Origin of the sequence: Limnohabitans sp. 63ED37-2 (assembly GCF_001412535.1) — a bacterium.
In the GTDB taxonomy this organism is placed as follows: Bacteria; Pseudomonadota; Gammaproteobacteria; order Burkholderiales; family Burkholderiaceae_C; genus Limnohabitans_A.
In genome coordinates, this window is record NZ_CP011774.1 from 3,208,611 (window position 1) to 3,229,252 (window position 20,642).

At 57.7% G+C, this 20,642-nt stretch carries 25 protein-coding genes; 19 read left to right on the top strand and 6 right to left on the bottom strand.

Going from position 1 to position 20,642, the window contains the following annotated elements; translation table 11 throughout:
- Window positions 1-40: 40 nt before the first annotated feature.
- The 3 genes from L63ED372_RS15235 to L63ED372_RS15245 are packed head-to-tail and all read right to left on the bottom strand — an operon-like array spanning window position 41 to window position 1,437.
- Window positions 41-298 (bottom strand): hypothetical protein, encoded by a 258-nt coding sequence (locus L63ED372_RS15235; protein WP_062407167.1) that lies wholly within the window; start codon window positions 296-298, stop codon window positions 41-43.
- Window positions 295-768: a hypothetical protein gene (locus L63ED372_RS15240; protein ID WP_156343646.1), complete on the bottom strand. Its 474-nt coding sequence runs from the start codon at window positions 766-768 to the stop codon at window positions 295-297. The genes L63ED372_RS15235 and L63ED372_RS15240 overlap by 4 nt, the downstream gene beginning before the upstream one ends.
- 33 nt (window positions 769-801) lie before the next feature.
- Window positions 802-1,437, bottom strand: coding sequence for a hypothetical protein (locus L63ED372_RS15245; RefSeq protein ID WP_156343647.1), 636 nt, complete (start codon window positions 1,435-1,437; stop codon window positions 802-804).
- A 238-nt stretch (window positions 1,438-1,675) separates the two neighbouring features.
- On the opposite strand from L63ED372_RS15245, the gene L63ED372_RS15250 reads away from it, so the two are divergent.
- From L63ED372_RS15250 to L63ED372_RS15260, 3 genes are all read left to right on the top strand, one after another.
- Window positions 1,676-2,803 carry a Fic family protein gene (locus L63ED372_RS15250; RefSeq protein ID WP_062407174.1) on the top strand — a complete coding sequence of 376 codons (1,128 nt, stop codon included), beginning with the start codon at window positions 1,676-1,678 and terminating at the stop codon, window positions 2,801-2,803.
- 170 nt (window positions 2,804-2,973) lie between these two features.
- Window positions 2,974-5,136: an FAD-dependent oxidoreductase gene (locus L63ED372_RS15255; protein WP_062407176.1), complete on the top strand. Its 2,163-nt coding sequence runs from the start codon at window positions 2,974-2,976 to the stop codon at window positions 5,134-5,136.
- Window positions 5,133-5,888: a DUF3047 domain-containing protein gene (locus L63ED372_RS15260; protein ID WP_062407178.1), complete on the top strand. Its 756-nt coding sequence runs from the start codon at window positions 5,133-5,135 to the stop codon at window positions 5,886-5,888. The genes L63ED372_RS15255 and L63ED372_RS15260 overlap by 4 nt, the downstream gene beginning before the upstream one ends.
- Before the next feature lie 27 nt (window positions 5,889-5,915).
- Here L63ED372_RS15260 and L63ED372_RS15265 read toward each other — a convergent pair whose 3' ends face one another.
- Window positions 5,916-6,665, bottom strand: a complete 750-nt coding sequence (locus L63ED372_RS15265; RefSeq protein WP_062407180.1) for an IclR family transcriptional regulator — start codon at window positions 6,663-6,665, stop codon at window positions 5,916-5,918.
- Window positions 6,666-6,804: 139 nt separating this feature from the next.
- Here L63ED372_RS15265 and L63ED372_RS15270 point away from each other — a divergent pair, with 139 nt between their 5' ends.
- Genes L63ED372_RS15270 through L63ED372_RS15280 form a run of 3 tightly spaced genes read left to right on the top strand, consistent with a single transcriptional unit; the run spans window position 6,805 to window position 9,885 of the window.
- Window positions 6,805-8,079 (top strand): Rieske 2Fe-2S domain-containing protein, encoded by a 1,275-nt coding sequence (locus L63ED372_RS15270; RefSeq protein WP_062407182.1) that lies wholly within the window; start codon window positions 6,805-6,807, stop codon window positions 8,077-8,079.
- Between the two features lie 37 nt (window positions 8,080-8,116).
- The gene (locus tag L63ED372_RS15275) at window positions 8,117-9,100 is read left to right on the top strand and encodes a Bug family tripartite tricarboxylate transporter substrate binding protein (RefSeq protein ID WP_062407183.1); all 984 of its coding nucleotides are present in this window, start codon (window positions 8,117-8,119) and stop codon (window positions 9,098-9,100) included.
- 5 nt (window positions 9,101-9,105) lie between these two features.
- On the top strand, window positions 9,106-9,885 hold the full coding sequence (locus L63ED372_RS15280; RefSeq protein ID WP_062408246.1) for an SDR family NAD(P)-dependent oxidoreductase: 780 nt from the start codon (window positions 9,106-9,108) through the stop codon (window positions 9,883-9,885).
- A gap of 165 nt (window positions 9,886-10,050) precedes the next feature.
- On the opposite strand, the gene L63ED372_RS15285 is transcribed toward L63ED372_RS15280, so the two are convergent.
- Window positions 10,051-11,022, bottom strand: coding sequence for a tripartite tricarboxylate transporter substrate binding protein BugD (locus L63ED372_RS15285; RefSeq protein WP_062407186.1), 972 nt, complete (start codon window positions 11,020-11,022; stop codon window positions 10,051-10,053).
- A gap of 471 nt (window positions 11,023-11,493) precedes the next feature.
- Between L63ED372_RS15285 and L63ED372_RS15290 the strand changes: the two genes are divergently transcribed.
- From L63ED372_RS15290 to ubiA, 3 genes are all read left to right on the top strand, one after another.
- Window positions 11,494-12,444 carry an OmpA family protein gene (locus L63ED372_RS15290; protein WP_156343648.1) on the top strand — a complete coding sequence of 317 codons (951 nt, stop codon included), beginning with the start codon at window positions 11,494-11,496 and terminating at the stop codon, window positions 12,442-12,444.
- 320 nt (window positions 12,445-12,764) lie between these two features.
- Window positions 12,765-13,361, top strand: a complete 597-nt coding sequence (locus L63ED372_RS15295; protein WP_062407189.1) for an OmpW/AlkL family protein — start codon at window positions 12,765-12,767, stop codon at window positions 13,359-13,361.
- 83 nt (window positions 13,362-13,444) lie between these two features.
- Complete coding sequence (gene ubiA / locus L63ED372_RS15300; protein ID WP_062407191.1) at window positions 13,445-14,296, top strand: 4-hydroxybenzoate octaprenyltransferase; 852 nt, start codon at window positions 13,445-13,447, stop codon at window positions 14,294-14,296.
- A 33-nt stretch (window positions 14,297-14,329) separates the two neighbouring features.
- On the opposite strand, the gene proC is transcribed toward ubiA, so the two are convergent.
- Window positions 14,330-15,154 carry a pyrroline-5-carboxylate reductase gene (gene proC / locus L63ED372_RS15305; RefSeq protein ID WP_062408248.1) on the bottom strand — a complete coding sequence of 275 codons (825 nt, stop codon included), beginning with the start codon at window positions 15,152-15,154 and terminating at the stop codon, window positions 14,330-14,332.
- Between the two features lie 89 nt (window positions 15,155-15,243).
- Between proC and glpK the strand changes: the two genes are divergently transcribed.
- The 10 genes from glpK (at window position 15,244) to rpmD (ending at window position 20,642) form a co-directional block, all read left to right on the top strand.
- On the top strand, window positions 15,244-16,746 hold the full coding sequence (gene glpK / locus L63ED372_RS15310) for a glycerol kinase GlpK (RefSeq protein WP_062407193.1): 1,503 nt from the start codon (window positions 15,244-15,246) through the stop codon (window positions 16,744-16,746).
- Between the two features lie 270 nt (window positions 16,747-17,016).
- Window positions 17,017-17,385: a 50S ribosomal protein L14 gene (rplN, locus tag L63ED372_RS15315; RefSeq protein WP_019427444.1), complete on the top strand. Its 369-nt coding sequence runs from the start codon at window positions 17,017-17,019 to the stop codon at window positions 17,383-17,385.
- Between the two features lie 9 nt (window positions 17,386-17,394).
- A complete protein-coding gene (rplX, locus tag L63ED372_RS15320) occupies window positions 17,395-17,715 on the top strand; it encodes a 50S ribosomal protein L24 (protein WP_062407194.1) in 321 nt (106 codons plus the stop codon).
- 2 nt (window positions 17,716-17,717) lie between these two features.
- Entirely contained in the window at window positions 17,718-18,257 is a 540-nt protein-coding gene (gene rplE, locus L63ED372_RS15325; RefSeq protein WP_062408250.1) for a 50S ribosomal protein L5, read from the top strand.
- Window positions 18,258-18,265: 8 nt separating this feature from the next.
- Window positions 18,266-18,571 carry a 30S ribosomal protein S14 gene (rpsN, locus tag L63ED372_RS15330; protein WP_062407196.1) on the top strand — a complete coding sequence of 102 codons (306 nt, stop codon included), beginning with the start codon at window positions 18,266-18,268 and terminating at the stop codon, window positions 18,569-18,571.
- A gap of 18 nt (window positions 18,572-18,589) precedes the next feature.
- Window positions 18,590-18,985: a 30S ribosomal protein S8 gene (rpsH, locus tag L63ED372_RS15335; RefSeq protein ID WP_062407198.1), complete on the top strand. Its 396-nt coding sequence runs from the start codon at window positions 18,590-18,592 to the stop codon at window positions 18,983-18,985.
- 13 nt (window positions 18,986-18,998) lie between these two features.
- Window positions 18,999-19,532, top strand: a complete 534-nt coding sequence (rplF, locus tag L63ED372_RS15340; RefSeq protein ID WP_062407200.1) for a 50S ribosomal protein L6 — start codon at window positions 18,999-19,001, stop codon at window positions 19,530-19,532.
- Window positions 19,533-19,543: 11 nt separating this feature from the next.
- Window positions 19,544-19,909: a 50S ribosomal protein L18 gene (gene rplR, locus L63ED372_RS15345; RefSeq protein WP_062407202.1), complete on the top strand. Its 366-nt coding sequence runs from the start codon at window positions 19,544-19,546 to the stop codon at window positions 19,907-19,909.
- A 17-nt stretch (window positions 19,910-19,926) separates the two neighbouring features.
- On the top strand, window positions 19,927-20,445 hold the full coding sequence (gene rpsE, locus L63ED372_RS15350) for a 30S ribosomal protein S5 (protein ID WP_062407204.1): 519 nt from the start codon (window positions 19,927-19,929) through the stop codon (window positions 20,443-20,445).
- 14 nt (window positions 20,446-20,459) lie between these two features.
- Window positions 20,460-20,642: a 50S ribosomal protein L30 gene (rpmD, locus tag L63ED372_RS15355; protein WP_062407206.1), complete on the top strand. Its 183-nt coding sequence runs from the start codon at window positions 20,460-20,462 to the stop codon at window positions 20,640-20,642.

Here is a 20,642-nt window from a genome sequence, read left to right on the forward strand (position 1 = left end):
GAAGCGGGCCAAGCCCATGTCGGTGAGATTTGGCTCCACTTCAGGCAGCTAAGCCCTCAGGCACGGCATACAAGCCAGAACGCTCAACCTTGCCTGGAAACTCAAGCTTTTCCTTCAGGTAAAACTTGTACGCCTTCACCACCTCATCAGGAGCACGAGGATCAATCCATATGCTGGTGATTAGCTTAAACGGATCTACCGGAATTGAGATGCCTTTTTTGGGCTCTCCAGTAAGGCTGTCTTCGTCGAGAATCACTGCCCTTGTCTCACGCTCGTGGTCGAATGCGAGCCGCTTCATAAATAACGGTTCATGGCTGTAGGCGGCGAAAACTGTTTCTTAAACTCCTGGCGAATCGTCTCAAGTCGACGTGTTAGCTCCTCTTGCTTCAAGTAATCCACATCAAGGATTGAATAGCTGAGCTTTCGCGTATTTCCGGCTGCCACGATGGCCTGCTGAAGGCGTTGGCGAGTGGTTGCGATACGCACGCCAAGACAGTGCGGCGAGTAGATTCTCCACATGGCATCAGAAACAGCCTTGCGACACCAGCACTGCGCGAAGATCGCTTGCGCAGCCGAGTTCTTCAGAGCACGCTCGAACGGATCATCCCAACTAGAAGGACTAGCAAAGTTGAGTTTCTTGCCTGTGATGATCTCGGCGGCTCGGTCGAAGCTGACGATGCGGTAAAGATTGCCGGTCTTTTGTGCGCTGGACTGCATGATTAGTTTGAATGTGAAGCTTAAAGTGCTGGCTCGGCGTACTTCGGACACCGTAGCGGTCCAACGTTTCGCTGAAGTGGGATGTTATGCATGAAGGCAAAAGGTGATGAATGACTTTCCAAAGGACGACACTGAAACTATTTCCTGTAATGAATTGTCAGCCCCTCCACCAACTGCGAATGAACCTTGGGTGGCGGTAAGGAAGCCTCTAGACTTCAACCTTCCAATTGCCCCAACGACTGCATATTTGTTTGTGCCTGGCTTCTGAATATTGCCGACCTGAATGGAGTTGGGTTGTGAGTCAATGAATGCCAGAAGCTCACATTCGAGCAGCGTCATTTCATAAAGAGCATCAAGGAAATACTTGCGTTCGTCAAAATTCCCGGCAACTGGAAATTTAAGAGTGTTCTTGAAGTAGTTTTTGAAAAACTCCCTCTTTTCGAGCGTTGGCTCAACCTCAATCTTTTCGTGAAGTGACTCGATGATGGCTTCGAGCGCTATGGGATCTTGTTTGTCGACGGACGAAATACTGCCCTTCATTTTCTCGATTTCGGATGCAATTTCTTGGTAGAACGATTCAAGTCGCTTAAAGCGTTTTTCCTGCTTTGCGCCGAAATATAGGGATGTTAGTGAGCCACCAACATATGGAACCAATTGCATGCCCGCTTGAATGATTAGATCTCTCTTATCGCTGCTGGTTAGTTTTGGTGTGTCGGTCATGGTTGGAGTCCTAATCTTTAGCAGGTCTGAAGCGCCCAACTATACCCAAATAAATACGAAAAATTAGCTACAAAAATCTTTGTGCGCTCAACGCGCATGGGCTTCCTTAAGCGCACTCTTTATTCAAACTAAAGCTGGCCAAGAGAGCCGCTGCCGAGCGCAAGCGTGCCTTCTGGTGCGGTGAATCACTTCATAATTCACCGCACTATGTGCGGCGAATAAGGCGCATAATCACCGCATGTTCGCCGACAAGACTCCCCGCAAACGCACTTATCTGTGGCAGCGCCCCGACTGGCCGCAGTGGCGATATGACGCGGCTGCCCTGGCCGGGCCGTTGGCACAGTTGCACCGTGCGCAAGGCGAATTGGTGGGGCGGATGGCGCATTTGGGTTTGGCGCAGCGCGATCTGGCGACTTTGCAGGTTTTGACGCAAGAGGTCATCACCACCAGCGCCATCGAGGGCGAAACGCTCAACTTGGAAGCTGTGCGCTCGTCCATTGCCCGCAAGCTGGGGGTGGACATTGGCGCGCTCGCGCCCGCTGACCGCCATGTGGATGGGGTGGTGGACATGGTGCTGGACGCCACCCAGCAACACGCCCAGCCGCTCACGGCCGAGCGCTTGTTTGGTTGGCATGCGGCGCTGTTTCCCACCGGCTTCAGTGGCCGTCTGCGGATTCAGGTGGGCACCTGGCGCAACGATGCGGCAGGTCCGATGCAAGTGGTCTCGGGCCCGGTGGGCCGAGAAAAGGTGCACTTTGAGGCACCGCCCGCCCACACCTTGCCCGCACAAACAGCCGCGTTTTTGGAATGGTTCAACGCCGGGCCTTTGGGTGATGCGCTGGTGCACGCTGGGTTGGCGCATTTGTGGCTGGTGACTTTGCACCCATTTGACGATGGCAACGGCCGCATCAGCCGAGCCGTGGGCGACATGGCCTTGGCCAGAGCTGAAGGCTCTGCACAACGGTTTTACAGCCTGAGTGCGCAAATTCAGCGCGAGCGCAAACAGTATTACGAACAACTCGAAGCCACCCAACGCGGCACGATGGATGTGACGCCATGGCTGCAGTGGTTTTTGGCCTGCTTGCTGCGCGCGGTGCAGGGTGCTGATGGTTTGTTGGTGGGCGTGCTGGACAAGGCGAAGTTTTGGCAACGCTGGGCAGACACGCCGATGAATGCACGGCAGACGCTGGTGCTCAACCGCGTGCTCGACGGCATGGACGGCAAGCTGACCAACGCCAAGTGGGCCACCTTGGGCAAATGTTCGGCCGACACGGCGCTGCGCGATATCAATGATTTGTTGGCGCGAGGCGTATTGCGCCGCTTGGAGGGTGGCGGACGCAACACCGCTTACGAGTTGGCGTCCTGATGCGGTGCGAGGCCTGCAACACTGTGCGTCACACCCCTACGCCTCTGGGTCCGATCTGGATGACGAACTTGTAACTTCTCAGGGCATTCAGCCGAATAACAAAGCATCAGCGTTTATCGTTCATGGCTCTTGGTTCACTGTGACCATGAGCATCACCGGAGTTTCCCCTCATGCGTCTTCGTCAAATTGTTTTATTGCTCTTGCTGGCGCTGGCCATCGGCGCATTTGTCGCGCTGGACTTGGGGCGTTATCTGAGCTTTGAGCAACTCAAGGTCAGCCAAGCCAGTTTTGACCAGCTCTATGCACAGCAGCCTGTGATGGTGGCCGCCGTTTACTTTGGGGTGTACGTTTTGGCCACGGCGCTGTCGATTCCGGGCGCGGTCATCATCACCTTGGGCGGTGGGGCTGTGTTTGGCCTGTGGCAGGGTTTGCTGCTGGTGTCGTTTGCTTCCACCCTCGGCGCCACTTTGGCTTTTCTGGCTTCGCGTTTTGTGTTGCGCGAGTGGGTGGAGGCGCGTTTTGGTCAGCGCCTGGCCGACATCAATGCAGGCGTAGACAAAGAGGGCGCGTTTTATCTGTTCACTTTGCGCTTGATTCCGGTGGTGCCGTTTTTCCTGATCAACCTGCTCATGGGTCTGACGCGCATGAAGACCTGGACCTATTACTGGGTGAGCCAGTTGGGCATGTTGGCGGGCACGGCGGTGTATGTGAATGCGGGCACGCAACTGGCGCAGCTGGACTCGGTGCGGGGCATTCTGAGCCCGGCGCTGTTGGGCAGCTTTGTGCTGCTGGGCATCTTCCCCTTGTTGGCGCGGCGTGTGGTGGCGGCCGTTCAAAAGCGAAAAGTCTATGCCCGCTGGGCCAGCGTGCGCCCTAAGACGTTTGACCGCAACCTGATCGTGATCGGCGGGGGCGCGGCAGGTTTGGTGTCGGCCTACATTGCCGCCGCCGTCAAAGCCAAAGTGACTTTGATCGAGGCGCACAAGATGGGCGGCGACTGCTTGAACTACGGCTGCGTGCCGAGCAAGGCCTTGATCAAGAGCGCCAAGCTGGCCCACCAGATGCGCCACGGCGCACAGTACGGCTTGAGCGACACCGCGCCCAGCTTCAGTTTCAAGGCGGTGATGCAGCGTGTGCACGATGTGATCAAAGCCATCGAGCCGCACGACAGTGTGGCGCGCTACACCAGCTTGGGTGTGGAGGTGCTGCAGGGTTACGGCAAGTTGGTGAACCCATGGACCGTGGAAGTGACTTTGAACGACGGCCAGGTGCAGCGCCTGACCGCGCGCAGCATCGTGATTGCGGCGGGCGCACGGCCTGTGGTGCCGCCTTTGCCGGGCCTCGATGACGTGGGCTACGTCACCAGCGACACGCTGTGGGACGAGTTCGCCAAGCTCGATGACATCCCGAAGCGCATCGTGGTGCTGGGCGGCGGGCCGATTGGCTGCGAGCTGTCACAAAGCTTTGCTCGCCTGGGTGCGCAGGTCACGCAGGTTGAGATGGGCGATCGCATCATGGTGCGCGAGGACGAAGAGGTGTCTGCGTTGGCACGCGACGCGCTGCAGGCCGACGGCGTGATGGTGCTCACCGGGCACAAGGCGCTGCGCTGCGAGCGCCGGGGTGAAGACAAAATTTTGGTGGCCTCCACACAGGGGCAAGAAGTGGAGATTGTTTTTGACGCGCTGGTCTGCGCCGTGGGCCGTGTGGCCCGTCTGCAAGGTTATGGCTTGGAAGACATTGGCGTGCCCACGCACCGCACCGTCGAGACCAACGAGTATCTCCAAACGCTCTACCCCAACATCTACGCCGCAGGCGATGTGGCCGGGCCTTACCAGTTCACCCACACGGCCGCGCACCAAGCTTGGTATGCGGCGGTGAATGCGCTGTTTGGCGACTTCAAATCCTTCAAGGTGGATTACCGCGTGATTCCCTGGGCCACCTTCATTGACCCTGAGGTGGCGCGTGTGGGCCTGAACGAGCAAGAAGCGAAAGAGAAAAATATCCCATATGAAGTGACGAAGTACGGCATCGACGATCTGGATCGGGCGATTGCAGACAGTGAGGCGCATGGCTTTGTGAAAGTGCTCACCGTGCCCGGCAAAGACCGCATTTTGGGCGTGACCATCGTGGGCTCGCACGCGGGTGACTTGCTGGCCGAATATGTGCTGGCCATGAAGCATGGCCTGGGCTTGAACAAAATTTTGGGCACCATCCACACCTACCCAACCATGGCCGAGGCCAACAAATTCGCGGCCGGTGAATGGAAGCGTGCCCATGCGCCACAAAAGCTGCTGGCATGGGTGAAGAAGTTCCACGATTGGCGGCGCGGATGAACCGCTTGTTGGAACCCATCCCCGCGCTGCTGGCACTGAGCATGGCCTGCGCCACAGCATCCGCCACTGCGCAAAGCCTCTCGCCACTGGTGCCCGCCGATGGCGCAGCCGCCAGCACTTGGCGCTTTGTGGGCTTTCCCAAGTCCAAGGCCGACATTCCCGCCACCCGCTTCGAGTTGGCTGATGTGCAGGGCGAGCGGGCGCTCAAGGTCAGCACCCGCGCTTCGTATGGCACCTGGGTACACGACTTGCCCAAAACCGAACCGGGGCGCTTGCAATGGCGCTGGCGTCTGGACCAGCCACTCACGGGCGGCAAAGTCGTCCCCGACATCCAAACCAAAGCCGGTGACGATGCGGCACTCAAGGTGTGCGTGATGTTCGACCACCCGCTGGAGCGCGTGCCTTTTGTGGAGCGCACCTTGTTGCGCATCGCCCGCAGCGTGAGCGGCGAAGACCTGCCCGCCGCAACGCTCTGCTACGTGTGGGACAGTGTGCACCCGGCGGGCTTGCAAGGCCCCAACCCCTACACCCAGCGCGTGCGCTTCATCACGCTACAAGGCAAGGGCGCGCCTTTGGCCCAATGGCAAACCGAAACTCGCGACGTGGCCGCCGACTTTGCGAAGTTGTTTGCGGACGAGCTGCCCGCCGGAGCCGCTGTGCCCAAAGTGCGTGCGGTGCTGATTGGGGCGGACAGCGACAACACGGGTGCTGAAAGTGTGGGCTGGGTGCGGGACATACAGTGGCGGCCCTGAGGCGCTGCCCCTGTGGGGTGGCCCGCTTCAGCTGTGGCCCAAAACCTGTGACAGGGCGGCGGCTTCTTTGACCAACACGGCCCCGAATTGGCGCACTTTTGCGTCTTTGAGACGGGCACCCGGTCCAAATACGGCAATGGAGCCAGCCACTTGACCGTGGCTGTTGAAAAACGGTGCTGCAATGGCCACTGCCCCTTCGATCAAAGCATTTTTGCTGGTGGCGTAGCCGCGCTTTTTGATCTGACGCAGCTCTTGCGCATAGCGGATGGGGTCCAGGTTCAGGCCTTCGGCATAACGCTCGATGGCTTCGATGGAGGTGTTGGCATGCGCCAAGATGACCTGGCCACTGGCCCCCAAAACGATGCGTTCTTGGTAACCCACTCCCCGCTTGAAGCTCAGGGCTTGGGGGCTGGGCAATTCGGCCACGCACAAGCGCATGGCGCCTTGTGGCACAAACAAGGCCACGGTTTCTTGGGTGGCGGCCCACACGCGCTGCATGATGGCTTGGCCCACGGCAGACACATTCAGGCTCGATGACCAGGCGTGTGTGAGTTGCCCGACCGCAGGGCCGAGCCTGAACCTTTGAGGTTCGCCCGAGGACACCACAAAACCCGATTGCACCAGTGTTTGCAACAAGCGGTAGAGCGTGGGCCGACTCAAAGGCACCCGCTCCAGCAATTGGGCGGCGCTCAGTTCATGGTCGTTGACCGAGAACGCTTTCAAAATGTCCAAAGCTCGTTCAACGGCCCTGACGCCTTCGCCGCTGTGGGTGCTCATGCCCAAACCTTTCAAAACCCTGTGGTGTGCGTGTGTATAGGAGTGTCCACCAGGCGGACAACCTTATCATTTTACGGATAAATGCGCAGCGCACCAGGCCTGCGCCAGTCAACCGTTCAGGCCAAGGAGACGCTTTTTCATGAACAAGGACATGTCTGAAACCCTGACCCGTGTGGGTCCCGGCACGCGCATGGGCAACCTGATGCGCCGCTATTGGGTGCCCGCTTTGAAGAGTGACGAAATCGAGTTGGCCGACGGTCCTCAAGTGCGCATCGAGTTGCTGGGTGAAAAGCTGCTGGCGTTTCGCAACACCGATGGCCAAGCCTGCATGATCAGTGAGTTCTGTTCACACCGCGGTGTCTCGTTGTACTTTGGCCGCAACGAAGAAAACGGCATCCGCTGCGCCTACCATGGCGTCAAGTTCGACGGATTGGGCCAGTGTGTGGAGGTGCCCTCTAACCCCAAGGCCTGTGCGCACATGCACATCAAGGGCTACCCCTGCGTGGAGCGCGGCGGCATTGTCTGGACCTATATGGGCCCGCCCGACAAAATGCCCGAGCCACCCGAGCTGGAGTGGTGCACCTTGCCCGACAGCCATGTGTTCGTGTCCAAGCGCCTTCAGTACTCCAGTTACCTGCAGGCCATGGAGGGTGGCATCGACACCGCCCATGTGTCGTATGTGCACCGCTATGAAGTAGACACCGACCCCATGCACCAGGGGGTCAAGGCGCTCGATTACATCAAGGCCGATGGCAACGTGGTGTTTGAAATCGAAAAAACCTCGTATGGCATGAGCTTGTATGGCCGTCGCATGGGCGAGCCTGACAGTTATTACTGGCGCATCACCCAGTGGTTGTTTCCCTGGTTCACCATGATCCCGCCGTTTGGTCACCATGCGCTGGGTGGTCATGCTTGGGTGCCCGTGAATGACCACGAGTGCTGGGCCTGGAGCATGAACTGGCAGCCCAAGCAGCCGCTGAGCGCCGAAGAACATGAAGCGATGGCTGCGGGTAAAGGCATCCATGTGGAATACGAGGCCCCTGGCAGTTTTGTGCCCAAGGCCAACCGGGACAACGATTACCTGATGGACCGCAAGGCGCAGCAAGAAAAACGCGCCTACAGCGGTGTATTCGGATTTTCGGCGCAAGACTATTCTTTGCAAGAAAGCATGGGCCCTATTCAGGACCATGCTGCCGAAAAATTGCTGCCCACCGACCGTGCGATCGTCATGGCCCGGCGCATGCTGCACGATGCGGCGGTGGCACTGGAGCAAGGCATTGAGCCCCCAGCCTTGGATGCGTCCGAGCAACACGTTCGGCCAGCGGGTGTGTTGTTGCCCAAGGGCGACGATCCGATGGTTTGGGCCAAGGCCCACCTGGCCAACGGCCTGGATGAACCGGTTTTTTCGATCTGACAATTTTTCACTGAACACACGTACAACAGGAGACAACATGAAAAATTTCAACCGTCGGCAACTGACCACATGGGTCTTGGCCAGCTTGGGCTTGGGTGCAACCATGACCGCGAGCGCGCAAGAATGGACGCCGACCAAGCCCGTGCGCATCATCGTGCCCATCACAGGCAGCACCAACGATGTGTTGGCGCGGCTGATTGCGCCCAAACTCCAAGAAGTTTTTGGGCAACCCTTTGTGGTGGAAAACAAACCCGGTGCGGGCGGCAACATTGGCGCCGACATGGTGGCCAAAGCCGCGCCGGACGGTCATACCCTGCTGATTGGCTACAACGGCCCATTGGCCATCAACGTGGGTCTGTTCGACAAAATGCCCTACGACCCGGTCAAAGACCTCGCGCCGATCACTTTGATGGTCAAGGCCCCGCAATACCTGGTGGTTAACCCGGCTTCGGGCATCACCAGCGTGAAGGACTTTGTCGAGAAGACCAAGGCCAACCCAACCAAATATTCATACGGCTCGGTGGCTTTGGGCAGCGCCTCGCACCTGACCATGGAGATGTTCAAGTCGGCCGGAGGGTTTCACATCACCCACATCCCCTACCGGGGTGCCGGACCAGCGGTCAGCGATTTGATCGGCGGCAACATTCAGGCGGGTTTCTTTGTGCCGGGCAATGTGCAGCAGTTTGCCAAAGAGGGGCGCTTGAAGTTGTTGGCAACTTCGGGCCTCAAGCGCTTTGCCAGCACGCCCGACATTCCGACGCTCAGCGAATCGGGTTACCCCGACTTTGAAGCCACCTCGTGGATTGGCTTTCTCACCACGGGTGGCACGCCTGCGCCCATCATCGAGCGTTACAACCGCGAGATCGTGAAGATCGTGCGTTCACCCGAAATCACCAAGCGCTTGCTCGACATGGAGTTTGAAATTGTGGCCACCACCCCCAACCAGTTCCGTGACTGGATTGGGGCGGAAATCAAGCGCTGGGGCAAGGTCATCAAAGACACCGGCACCAAGGCGGAGTGAGCGGCATGGGCCAAGCTCGTTTACAGGGCCAAGTGGCGCTGATCACCGGAGCCGGTTCAGGCATTGGTGCGGCCACCGCCCATGTGTTTTGCCAAGAGGGGGCGGCCGTGTTTTTGGTGGATGCCAACATGCAGGCCCTGACACGCACACAACAAGCGCTGTTGCTGGCTTTTCCGGATGCGCAGGTGCGCTGCCTGCAGGCGGATGTGACCGATCGCGCCTTGGCCCAGCAAGCGGTGGACGACTGCGTGGCGGCTTTTGCGGGCCTCGATATCCTCGTGAACAACGCCGCCATGCGCAACTATTCACCAGCGGCCGAAGCCACTTCGCAAGAGTGGCAAGCCATTGTGGGTGTCAACCTGGTGGGCATCACCCACTACTGCCACGCCGCATTGCCGCACTTGCGCCAGTCGGGTCGCGGCAGCATCGTGAACGTGTCGTCTTGTTATGCCGTCAAAGGCCGCAAAGGCATGGCCCTGTACGACGCCACCAAAGCCGCGCAACTGGCCCTGAGCCGGTCACTGGCCTGCGAGGAAGCGGTGCACGGTGTGCGCGTCAATGCGGTGTGCCCGGGCTCGACCTTGACCGACTTTCATGTGGGCCGTGCACAACAAGCCGGCAAAAGCATTGAGCAGCTCAAGACGGAGCGCAAAGACAGCTCTTTGTTGGGTCGTTGGGCGGCACCCGAAGAAATCGCTTGGCCAATTTTGTGGCTGGCCTCGGCAGAGGCGTCGTTCATCACGGGCACCACCTTGGTGGTGGACGGCGGGCTGCACATTGTTTGAAAAAAGCAGCCGCCTGCAAGCCGATCGATTGTCGCCAAGCGTAAAAAAACGCAGCTCACGAAGCCTGATGTCGACAGTCTTTGATGAGGCAGAAAACCCACGCAGAACACGCATCAAGGGATGCATGTTCTGCTGGGAGCGCAGGTTTTAAAAGACTTTGGAGGATCAGTCTGCCGAGACACCGGCTTTGCGGATCACAGGCCCCCATTTGTTGATCTCGGCCTTCAGGTGATCTTCCAGGCCTTTGGGCGTCATCTTGTCCGCAGTGGGGATTTCTGAGCTGAGTTCGCCCAAACGCTGCACGATCGAGGGCTCGGCCATGGCGGCGCGCATGGCGGTGTTGATTTGTGTCAGCACGGGGGCTGGCGTGCCCTTGGGGGCGTACATGCCATGCCAGACTTTCACTTCGAAGCCTTTGAGTCCTTGCTCGTCGAGTGTGGGCACATTGGGCAATGCGGCCAGTCGTTTGAGCGTGGTCACCCCGAAGACTTTGACCCGGCCGTCTTTGATCATGGGCACAGTTTGTGTGGTTTGGTCGCACAAGACATCCACCTGGCCACCCAGCAGGTCGTTCATGGCGGGGCCGGTACCTTTGTAGGGGATGGTGTTGATGTTGACGCCGATGGCGCTCTTGAACATCAGGCCGCACAGGTTAGACACTGCGCCCAGTCCAGCGTCGGCCAGCGACACTTTCTTTTCGTTGGCCTTGATGTAGGCGATCAACTCCTGCAGGTTGTTGGCAGGAATGTCTTTGCGGGCGATCAGTGTCATCGGCACATCCAGCACCTGACCGATGTATTCAAAATCGGCAAGTGGATCGAAGCTGAGCTTTTTGTAAAGGGCAGGTGATGTGGCCATGCCCATGTGGTGCAGGAAGATGGTGTACCCGTTCGGTGCCGAACGTGCGACCTTGGTGGCCCCCACAGTGCCACCTGCCCCGTTGACGTTTTCAACCACGACCGACTGGCCCAGTGACTTGCCCATGGGAATGGCCATCATCCGGGCCACCACATCGGTGGGGCCGCCAGCGGCAAAGGGAACCACTAGCGTGATGGGCCTGGTGGGAAAGTTCTGGGCGTGTGCCGCAGTGCAGGCCAATGCCAAAGCACTCAGAGCCAAACGAAGGGTGATTTTCATGGGGTCTCCTTTTGAATAAAGCATTCACTGATGACTGTGAGCCGTACGTCTGCCTGTCGATGCACACGTAACAATCCAATTGTGAATTTTGAGACCTGCTGCGAAGAGGGCAATCCGTGTTTTGTGAAGGAGGGCTTTCTCAAAACAAAAGGACCCAGGCTTCAAAGTCGGGGCAAACCCTCTTGACGCAAAGGCCCCTTAGGCTCACCCGTCGACATTCGCAGAGACTGATGAGTGAAGGCCTTCGAGGCCTGTCATTGTGCGAACGGTTTCAGAAATTTTAATAAATACGATATTTGCAATTTAATACAATACAAATACCATGGTACTCCAATTGGCCAATTTACTTGTCTTGTTGATGTTCCTATGATCGGTCAACCATTAGGGTCTCATGGGCCTTCACTGGGGTGCAGACAGGCCATCCAGTGACCATCTTTTTACGACAACTTTCAAGCCGACGTGCTGAGCACCATGCAAAAAATCAAGCTGTATTCATCCCTGTTCATCGCCTTGCTGGTTGCCTTGGGGGCTGGTTCTGTGACACAGGCACAAACCAGCGTGACGACCAACCAAGCGGGGGTCAACGCAAGGATTGATGTTCTGGGTGGTGTTTTTGAGCCGCTCTCTAACATCGGACCCAGTCAAAGCCGCATTGTGGTGTATCGCACAACCAGCACCCAACAATTGCCCGGTGCGACGGGGGTGTTCATTCAAGGGCAGTACCACACATCCTTGGTCCCTGGAGGCTATAGCCAACTTTGCTTGCCGCCAGGTCAATTCGAAATTGGCGCACGACAATTTCGAGTGGGCCAAAATGCTCGGGACAGTTTTGACACCGTCACAGCCTTGGCATTGCCACCCGCCCAAACTCAGTACCTGACCGTTGTGGAGTCCTCCGGTCGGCCCGTTATGAAGCCTGTGTCGGCTGCTCAAGCGCAGCAAGAGTTGGGTACCACGCGACTTCAAATTCATACCATTTCAAGGGTGGCGCAGGCCCAAAACTGTGTGGAGGCTGCCGCACCTGTGGCACAGCCCGAGCAATTTATTTTGTCGAGTGATGCCTTGTTTGCGTTCGGTCGATCGGATTTGAATGGTTTGACGGCCGCAGGGCGTGAGTCATTGGACTTGCTGACGGCACGCCTACGCAAGGACTATGTGCGCATCGACAGGATTCATGTGATCGGTCATGCGGACCCCTTGGGCTCACCTGAATTCAATGAGCGTTTGTCGGTCAACAGGGCCAATACGGTCCGTCAATATCTTCAAACCAGTGGTCAAATTTCCGCCCCGATGACTTCCGAAGGTCGAGGCGCTCGACAATTGGTCGAGACCCGCTGCGCCCGTCAGACAACGAATGCGGCCATCTTGTGCAATCAAGCGAACCGCAGGGTGGTGACAGAGGTCACCGGACAACGTCGATGAGGTCAGGTCATCGTTGCGCTTAAAAAATTGCAGCTTTTCAAATGTGGAACGCTAAAACCAAGTAGTGCCGTATTTTCAATCAGTATGTTTTCCAAGTCCGGTGGTCTCAAAAATGATTTGAATGGACATGACCCTTGTCAGATTGGCTGTACGACACCTCACAGATTGCCAAAAACAGACACGCACCGTTGATGACGCGCAACGGTGCGTTTTTTTCGGCCAGAGGTGTTGGGCCATTTGATGTTGGGCAAATGGACGGGCAGCATCCTCGATTCCAATGAAATGGAGAAGCTTTTCTCTCATTCATAAGGAATGTCAACATGAAAAAGCACAAGTTGATGGTGGCGATCGTGGCTGTGGGTTGCGTAAGCGGCGTATTGGCTCAGACATCTGGCGACAGCCCTTGGATGGTTCGTGTCCGATCTGTGCACCTGGACAGCAGCAACAAGGACTCAACACCTTTGGGTTTGTCGATCAACAACAAGACTTTCGGTGAGGTGGATGTCACCTACTTCCTGAGCCCCAACCTGGCAGCCGAATTGGTTTTGACCAACCCTCAAAAGCAAACGGTTTATGCCAACGGCAGCGAAATCGGGTCTTTCAAGCATTTACCGCCCAGCGTGCTGTTGCAATACCACTTCACCGACCAACAAGGTATCAAACCCTATGTGGGTGCAGGCATCAATTACACACATTTCAGTGATGTGGCCTTGCCAGAAGGGGTGAGTTTGGACAGCCACAGCTGGGGTTTGGCGTTTCAAGCTGGACTGGACATTCCGCTGGACCGAAATTGGTCCATCAATTTGGATGTGAAGAAGGCCTACATCCGCAGCGATGTTTATGCGGCAGGCAGCAGCATCGGTCGATTGAAGGTGGACCCCGTGTTGTATGCGGTCGGTTTGGGTTACCGTTTCTGAGTTCTGGTGATGGCGTTTGCGGCCGGTTTGATGGCCGAGCCCGCAGGCGCCGTCACCCTGGCTAGGGGGCGGATAATTCGAGAATGACCGACCGACTCAAGCTTTACCTCGACCTGATTCGCTGGAACCGCCCTGCTGGATGGTTGCTGCTGCTGTGGCCAACTTTGTCCGCTTTGTGGTTGGCTGCTGAGGGTTTTCCGGGTTGGCATTTGGTGGCGGTGTTCACGCTGGGCACCATCTTGATGCGCAGCGCGGGGTGTTGTGTCAACGATGTGGCTGATCGTGAATTTGACAAGCATGTCAAGCGTACGGCGCTGCGACCGGTGACAAGTGGACGTTTGGGCGTCAAAGAGGCGCTGGGTTTGGGCGGCGTGCTGGCCTTGCTGGCTTTTATGCTGGTGCTCAGCACCAACCGTGTGACGGTGTCTTGGTCATTTGCAGCTTTGGCGGTGACGTTGGTTTACCCCTATGCCAAGCGTTGGGTGGCCATGCCGCAGGCGGTGTTGGGGGTGGCCTTCAGTTTTGGGATTCCGATGGCTTTTGCAGCGGTTCAAAGCGAAGTGCCACCACTGGCTTGGGGCTTGCTCTTGGGCAATTTGTTCTGGGTGCTGGCCTATGACACCGAATACGCCATGGTGGACCGCGATGACGATCTGAAGATCGGCATGAAAACCTCGGCCATCACCTTGGGGCAATGGGATGTGGCCGCCATCACGGGGTTTTATGCGGCCTTTTTGACGATTTGGGCGCTGCTCTTGAACGCCCCCGAGCGTGGTGCTTGGCTGTGGTTGGGGCTGGCGGGGGCAGCCCTTCAGGCGCTTTGGCACCTGTGGTTGATCAAAGACCGCAGCCGCGAGGGCTGCTTCAAGGCCTTTAGGCTGAACCACTGGGTGGGCTTGAGCGTGTTTGCGGGCCTGGTCTTGTCTTACACCTGAAGACCAGCACACCAGCCCACGTCGGGTCCGCGTTCAGGACTTGCCAAACTCATCGCCCAACTCGCGGGCGCGTTGTTCAGCCGCTTGCATGGCTTTGACAAAAGCGGGCTTGATACCGGCGGCTTCCATGGCGGTCAGCGCTGCATAGGTGGTGCCGCCTTTGGACGTGACCCGTTGGCGCAGCACCTCGGGCGATTCGGTGGAGGCCGAAGCCAGGGAGGATGCGCCCGAAAAAGTGGCCATGGCCAGTTGATAGGCCTGCTCTGCGCTCAGCCCCATGCCCACACCGGCTTCGGTCATGGCTTCGAGGAAATAAAACACATAGGCTGGGCCGGAGCCTGACAAGGCGGTCACGGCGTCCAGCTGAGACTCCTTGTGCACCCAGATGAATTGCCCGGTGGTACCAATGACCTGCTCCACCAGCGCTTTGTCCACAGCCGTGACCGATGGGCAAGCAAACAAGCCGGTGATGCCTTGGCCCACCAGCGCCGGTGTGTTGGGCATGCATCTCACCACGCGGTCGGAGCCGACCCAGCGGCCAATGCTGTCGGTTCGGATGCCTGCGGCCACCGACAGGTGCAAGGCGGCGCGGGTGTGGGGCATGACCGGGGCGGCGGCTTCGCTGAAAATTTGCGGCTTGACTGCCCAGACCACCAAGTCTGACTGGGCCAGGGCTGGGCCTGCGGCAGGCAAGGCGGTGATGCCGAAGTCGTTCAAGAGCTTGGCAGCGGTCTCGGCAAAGGGTTCGACCACGGTGAATTGATCGGGCCGCATGCCTTGGCGAATCAAGCCGCCAATGATGGCGCTGGCCATGTTGCCGCCGCCTATGAAGGCCATGTGGTGTGCAAAAGTCGTCATGATGCCCAGTCTCGCAGGTGTCATTGTTAAAAGGTCAATCGGGGAATTGTCGCTGTTTGTGCGGGCTGCTTTGCGCTAGTCTTGTCAGAATGGACTACATCCTTTCGATTGACCAAGGCACCACCAGCTCACGGGCGGTGGTGTTTGACCGTGCCGGCCAAGTGGTGGCCATGGCACAACGTGAATTTACCCAGCATTTCCCACGCCCGGGTTGGGTGGAACACGATGCCACCGAAATCTGGACCACCCAGTTGGCCGTCCTGCGTGAGGCGCTGCTGCATGCGGGCATCACAGCCCGACAGGTGCGGGCCTTGGGCATCACCAACCAGCGCGAAACCACGGTGCTGTGGGATCGCCGAACGGGCGAGCCGGTGGCCCCAGCCATCGTCTGGCAAGACCGGCGCACCGCTGGGCTTTGCGCAGACTTGCGCGCGGCAGGCCACGCCCCTGAGATCGCCTCCAAAACAGGTTTGGTCATTGATGCATATTTTTCGGGCACCAAGCTGGCGTGGCTGCTGGACCATGTGCCGGGTGCCCGGGCGCGGGCGCAGCGGGGTGAGTTGGCCTTCGGCACGGTGGACAGTTGGCTGTTGTGGCAGCTGACGGGCGGGCGGGTGCATGCCACCGAGCCCAGCAACGCCTCGCGTACCCTGCTGTTCAACCTGAAAACCGGCGCCTGGGACCAGGACATGCTGGCCTTGCTGAACATTCCAGCCGCTGTGTTGCCCCGGATCTTGCCCTCTTGCGGCCAGCTGGCCGAGACGGACGCCCACTTGCTGGGGGCCAGTGTGCCGATTGCAGGTTGGGCAGGTGATCAACAGGCGGCGCTTTTCGGTCAGGCTTGCTTTGCACCTGGCATGGCCAAAAACACCTATGGCACGGGCTGCTTCATGCTGATGAACACGGGAGATCAACCCGTGGCCAGTCACCACCAATTGCTCAGCACCGTCGCCTGGCAAGGCCCGGACGCGGCACAACGGCCCATGGCTTATGCCTTGGAAGGATCGGTTTTTATGGCCGGCGCCACCGTGCAATGGTTGCGAGATGGGTTGCAAATCATCGACAGCGCAGCCCGGGTCGAAGCCCTGGCCGCCAGCGTGCAGGACACCGGGGACGTCTTCTTGGTGCCGGCCTTTGCTGGATTGGGTACACCCGACTGGGATGGCCAGGCCCGAGGAACCTTGGTGGGGATGACTCGGGGAACAGGGCGGGCGCACATTGCCAGAGCGGCTTTGGAGGCCATTGCACTGCAGACGGCAGATGTTTTTCGTGCAATGAGTGCGGACAGTGGTTTGGCGCTGACCGAACTGCGCGTAGACGGTGGTGCGAGCCAAAACGACCTGTTGATGCAGATCCAAGCTGATGTGCTGGGTGTGCCTGTGGTTCGCAGCCGCATCAGTGAGACCACAGCGCTCGGGGCCGCTTACCTGGCGGGGCTGGCCACAGGCTACTGGTCCGGTGCCAAGGAGTTGGAAGCACAATGGCAAGAAGAGAGGCGGTTTTTGCCGCAATGGCAAGAAACCCAAAGGACAAGCCACGTGGCGCGCTGGCGAGAAGCGGTCAGCCGTTCGCGCGCTTGGGCCGAAAACTGAATCTTTAAGTCGCAATAAGGCGCGTTTCTTGACCTTCTAACTCGGTCAAAAAGGCTGCAAGCCGCCAAGAATGTCAAAAATTTTCAAAAACGACTTGCGAGTGGTCTTTTTTAAAGGCATAATAGAGGGCTTCGCCTCGCAAAAGGCGTAGGTATCTGCCCAAACTGAAGCAAAGCGAGTGGTTCGCTGTGTGAATGACGGGTCCAAGACTGATTCTGATATGTTGGCTTTTGGGCTGGCAGGTAAAGAATACAAGTTGGGAACAAAGAAATGATCCAGACAGAATCTCGGTTGGATGTGGCCGACAACACCGGCGCCAAGTCCGTGCTGTGCATCAAGGTGCTCGGCGGGTCCAAGCGTCGCTATGCAAGTGTTGGCGACATCATCAAAGTGAGCATCAAAGAAGCCGCTCCACGTGGTCGCGTCAAAAAAGGCGAGATCTACAGTGCTGTTGTGGTTCGCACTGCCAAAGGCATTCGCCGTGGCGATGGTTCGCTCATCAAATTCGATGGCAACGCCGCTGTGTTGCTGAACGCCAAGTTGGAGCCCATCGGCACCCGCATCTTCGGCCCGGTCACGCGTGAACTGCGTACCGAGAAGTTCATGAAGATCGTGTCCTTGGCTCCTGAAGTACTGTAAGGACGCGCCATGAACAAGATTCGCACAGGCGACGAAGTCATCGTCATCACAGGTCGTGACAAGGGCAAGCGCGGCAAAGTGTCGTCGCGCGCCAGCGACTCACACCTCCTGATTGACGGTATCAACATCGTCAAAAAACACGCCAAGCCAAACCCCATGAAGGGCACAACTGGCGGCATCATCGAAAAGGCCATGCCGATTCACCAATCCAACGTGGCGATTTTCAACGCTGCGACTGGCAAGGCTGATCGCGTGGGCATCAAGTTGCAGGCTGACGGCAAACGCGTTCGCGTTTACAAGTCCAGCGGCGAAGAAATCAAGGTGGCATGAGCATGGCACGTTTGCAACAACTCTTCCGCGAGAAAATCGCTGCTGACCTGACGGCCAAATTTGGCTACACGTCGCCCATGCAGGTCCCTCGCATCACCAAGATCACCTTAAACATGGGTGTGTCTGAAGCAGTGGCTGACAAGAAAGTCATGGACCACGCAGTGAGCGACTTGACTAAGATCGCGGGCCAGAAGCCTGTGGTGACCAAGGCCAAGAAAGCGATTGCCGGCTTCAAGATCCGTGAACAACAGCCTATCGGCTGCATGGTGACCCTGCGCGGCGTTCAGATGTATGAATTCCTGGACCGTTTCGTGACCGTGGCTCTGCCTCGCGTGCGTGACTTCCGTGGTATTTCTGGTCGTGCCTTCGATGGTCGCGGCAACTACAACATCGGCGTCAAAGAGCAGATCATTTTCCCTGAGATTGAGTACGACAAGGTCGATGCCTTGCGCGGTCTCAACATCAGCATCACCACCACGGCCAAGTCTGACGAAGAGTGCAAAGCACTCTTGGCAGCTTTCCGCTTCCCCTTCAAGAACTGAGGTGCCACGTGGCTAAAGTAGCTTTGATCGAGCGCGAGCTCAAGCGTGAAAAACTGGCAGCCAAATTCGCGAAGAAATACGCGGAATTGAAGGCCGTTGCCAACGATGCCAAGCGCAGCGATGAAGAGCGTGCAGCTGCCCGTCTGGGTCTGCAAAAGCTCCCACGCAACGCCAACCCGACCCGTCAACGCAACCGCTGTGAAATCACCGGTCGCCCACGCGGTACGTTCCGTCAATTTGGTCTGGGCCGCGCCAAGATCCGTGAAATGGCCTTCGCTGGTCATATCCCGGGCGTGACCAAGGCCAGCTGGTAATCGGCAGGAGATAACAACATGAGCATGAGTGATCCTATTGCCGATCTGTTGACCCGCATTCGCAACGCACAAATGGTGGCCAAGGCCGCAGTGATGGTGCCTTCTTCCAAAGTGAAGGTGGCCATTGCCCAAGTGCTGAAAGATGAGGGCTACATTGATGGCTTCCAAGTCAAAACCGAAGATGGCAAAGCCACCCTCGAAATCGCCCTGAAGTACTACGCTGGCCGTCCGGTCATCGAGCGCATCGAGCGCGTGAGCCGCCCTGGCCTGCGTGTGTACAAAGGCCGTGATGCTATTCCTCAAGTCCAAAACGGCTTGGGCGTGGCCATCGTCACCACACCGCAAGGCGTGATGACCGATCGCAAAGCGCGTGCAGCCGGTGTCGGCGGCGAAGTGCTGTGCTACGTCGCTTAAAGGGAGAAAAAGAATGTCCCGCGTAGGAAAAATGCCTGTGACCATCCCCGCTGGTGTGGATGTGTCGATCAATGCAACACAAATCAGTGTGAAAGGCACAGGTGGTCAACTGGCCATCTCCGCCAACACACTGGTGACCGTGAACAACGAAGGTGGCAAACTGAGTTTTGCCCCGGTCAATGATTCACGTGAAGCCAATGCCATGAGTGGCACCATGCGTCAGCTGGTGAACAACATGGTGACTGGTGTGACCAAAGGTTTCGAAAAGAAGCTGAGCCTGGTCGGTGTGGGTTACAAAGCGGCCGCCTCTGGCGCCAAATTGAACCTGGCCGTGGGTTACTCCCATCCCGTCAACATCGATATGCCTGCTGGCATCACGGTGGCAACACCCAGCGCGACTGAAATCGTGATCAAGGGTGCTGACCGTCAACGTGTTGGCCAAATTGCTGCTGAGATCCGTGCTGTTCGTCCTCCTGAGCCCTACAAAGGCAAAGGCATCCGTTATTCGGATGAGAAGATCACGATCAAAGAGACCAAGAAGAAATAAGGAGCTGCATCATGTTGACCAAGAAAGAGCAGCGTCTGCGTCGTGCACGCCAAACACGCATCCGCATTGCACAGCAAGGCGTGGCCCGTTTGACCGTGAGCCGCACCAACTTGCACATCTACGCCAGCGTTATCTCTGGCTGTGGTACCAAAGTTTTGGCCAGTGCCTCCACCGCCGAAGCAGAAGTGCGCACGGCTCTGGGTGCAGCAGGCAAAGGCGGCAATGCCGCTGCAGCCACCGTCATAGGCAAGCGCATTGCTGAAAAAGCAAAAGCTGCTGGCGTTGAGAAGGTCGCCTTCGACCGCGCAGGTTTCGCTTACCACGGTCGTGTCAAGGCTTTGGCCGAAGCAGCCCGTGAAGCAGGTCTGCAGTTCTAAACGGATCGGAGATACAAATGGCTAAATTTACAGCAAAACCGCAGAACGACGGTCCTGAAGACGGTCTCCGCGAAAAGATGATCGCGGTCAACCGCGTGACCAAAGTGGTCAAGGGCGGCCGTATTCTCGGTTTCGCAGCTTTGACCGTGGTCGGTGACGGCGATGGCAAGGTCGGCATGGGCAAGGGCAAGTCGAAAGAAGTGCCAGCAGCAGTGCAAAAGGCGATGGAAGAAGCCCGTCGTAACCTGTCCAAAGTCCACCTCAAAAATGGCACGATTCACCACGCAGTGAACGGTCACCATGGCGCAGCCCGCGTCATGATGGCACCAGCCCCCAAAGGTACCGGCATCATTGCTGGTGGTCCTATGCGTGCTGTGTTCGAAGTGGTGGGTATCACCGACATCGTGGCCAAGAGCCACGGTTCGTCCAACCCTTACAACATGGTTCGTGCCACTTTGGACGCTTTGTCCAACTGCACAACAGCTTCCAACGTGGCTGCCAAGCGCGGCAAGTCGGTTGAAGAGCTGTTCGGCTGAACCGGAGAACGAACATGACAACAGCAACAACTGTGAAAGTCCAACTGGTTCGTAGCCCGATTGGCACCAAAGTTTCCCACCGCGCCACAGTGCGTGGCCTGGGCTTGCGCAAGCTGAACTCTGTGAGCGAGTTGCAAGACACGCCCGCAGTGCGCGGCATGATCAACAAGATCAGCTACCTGGTCAAAGTTCTCTAA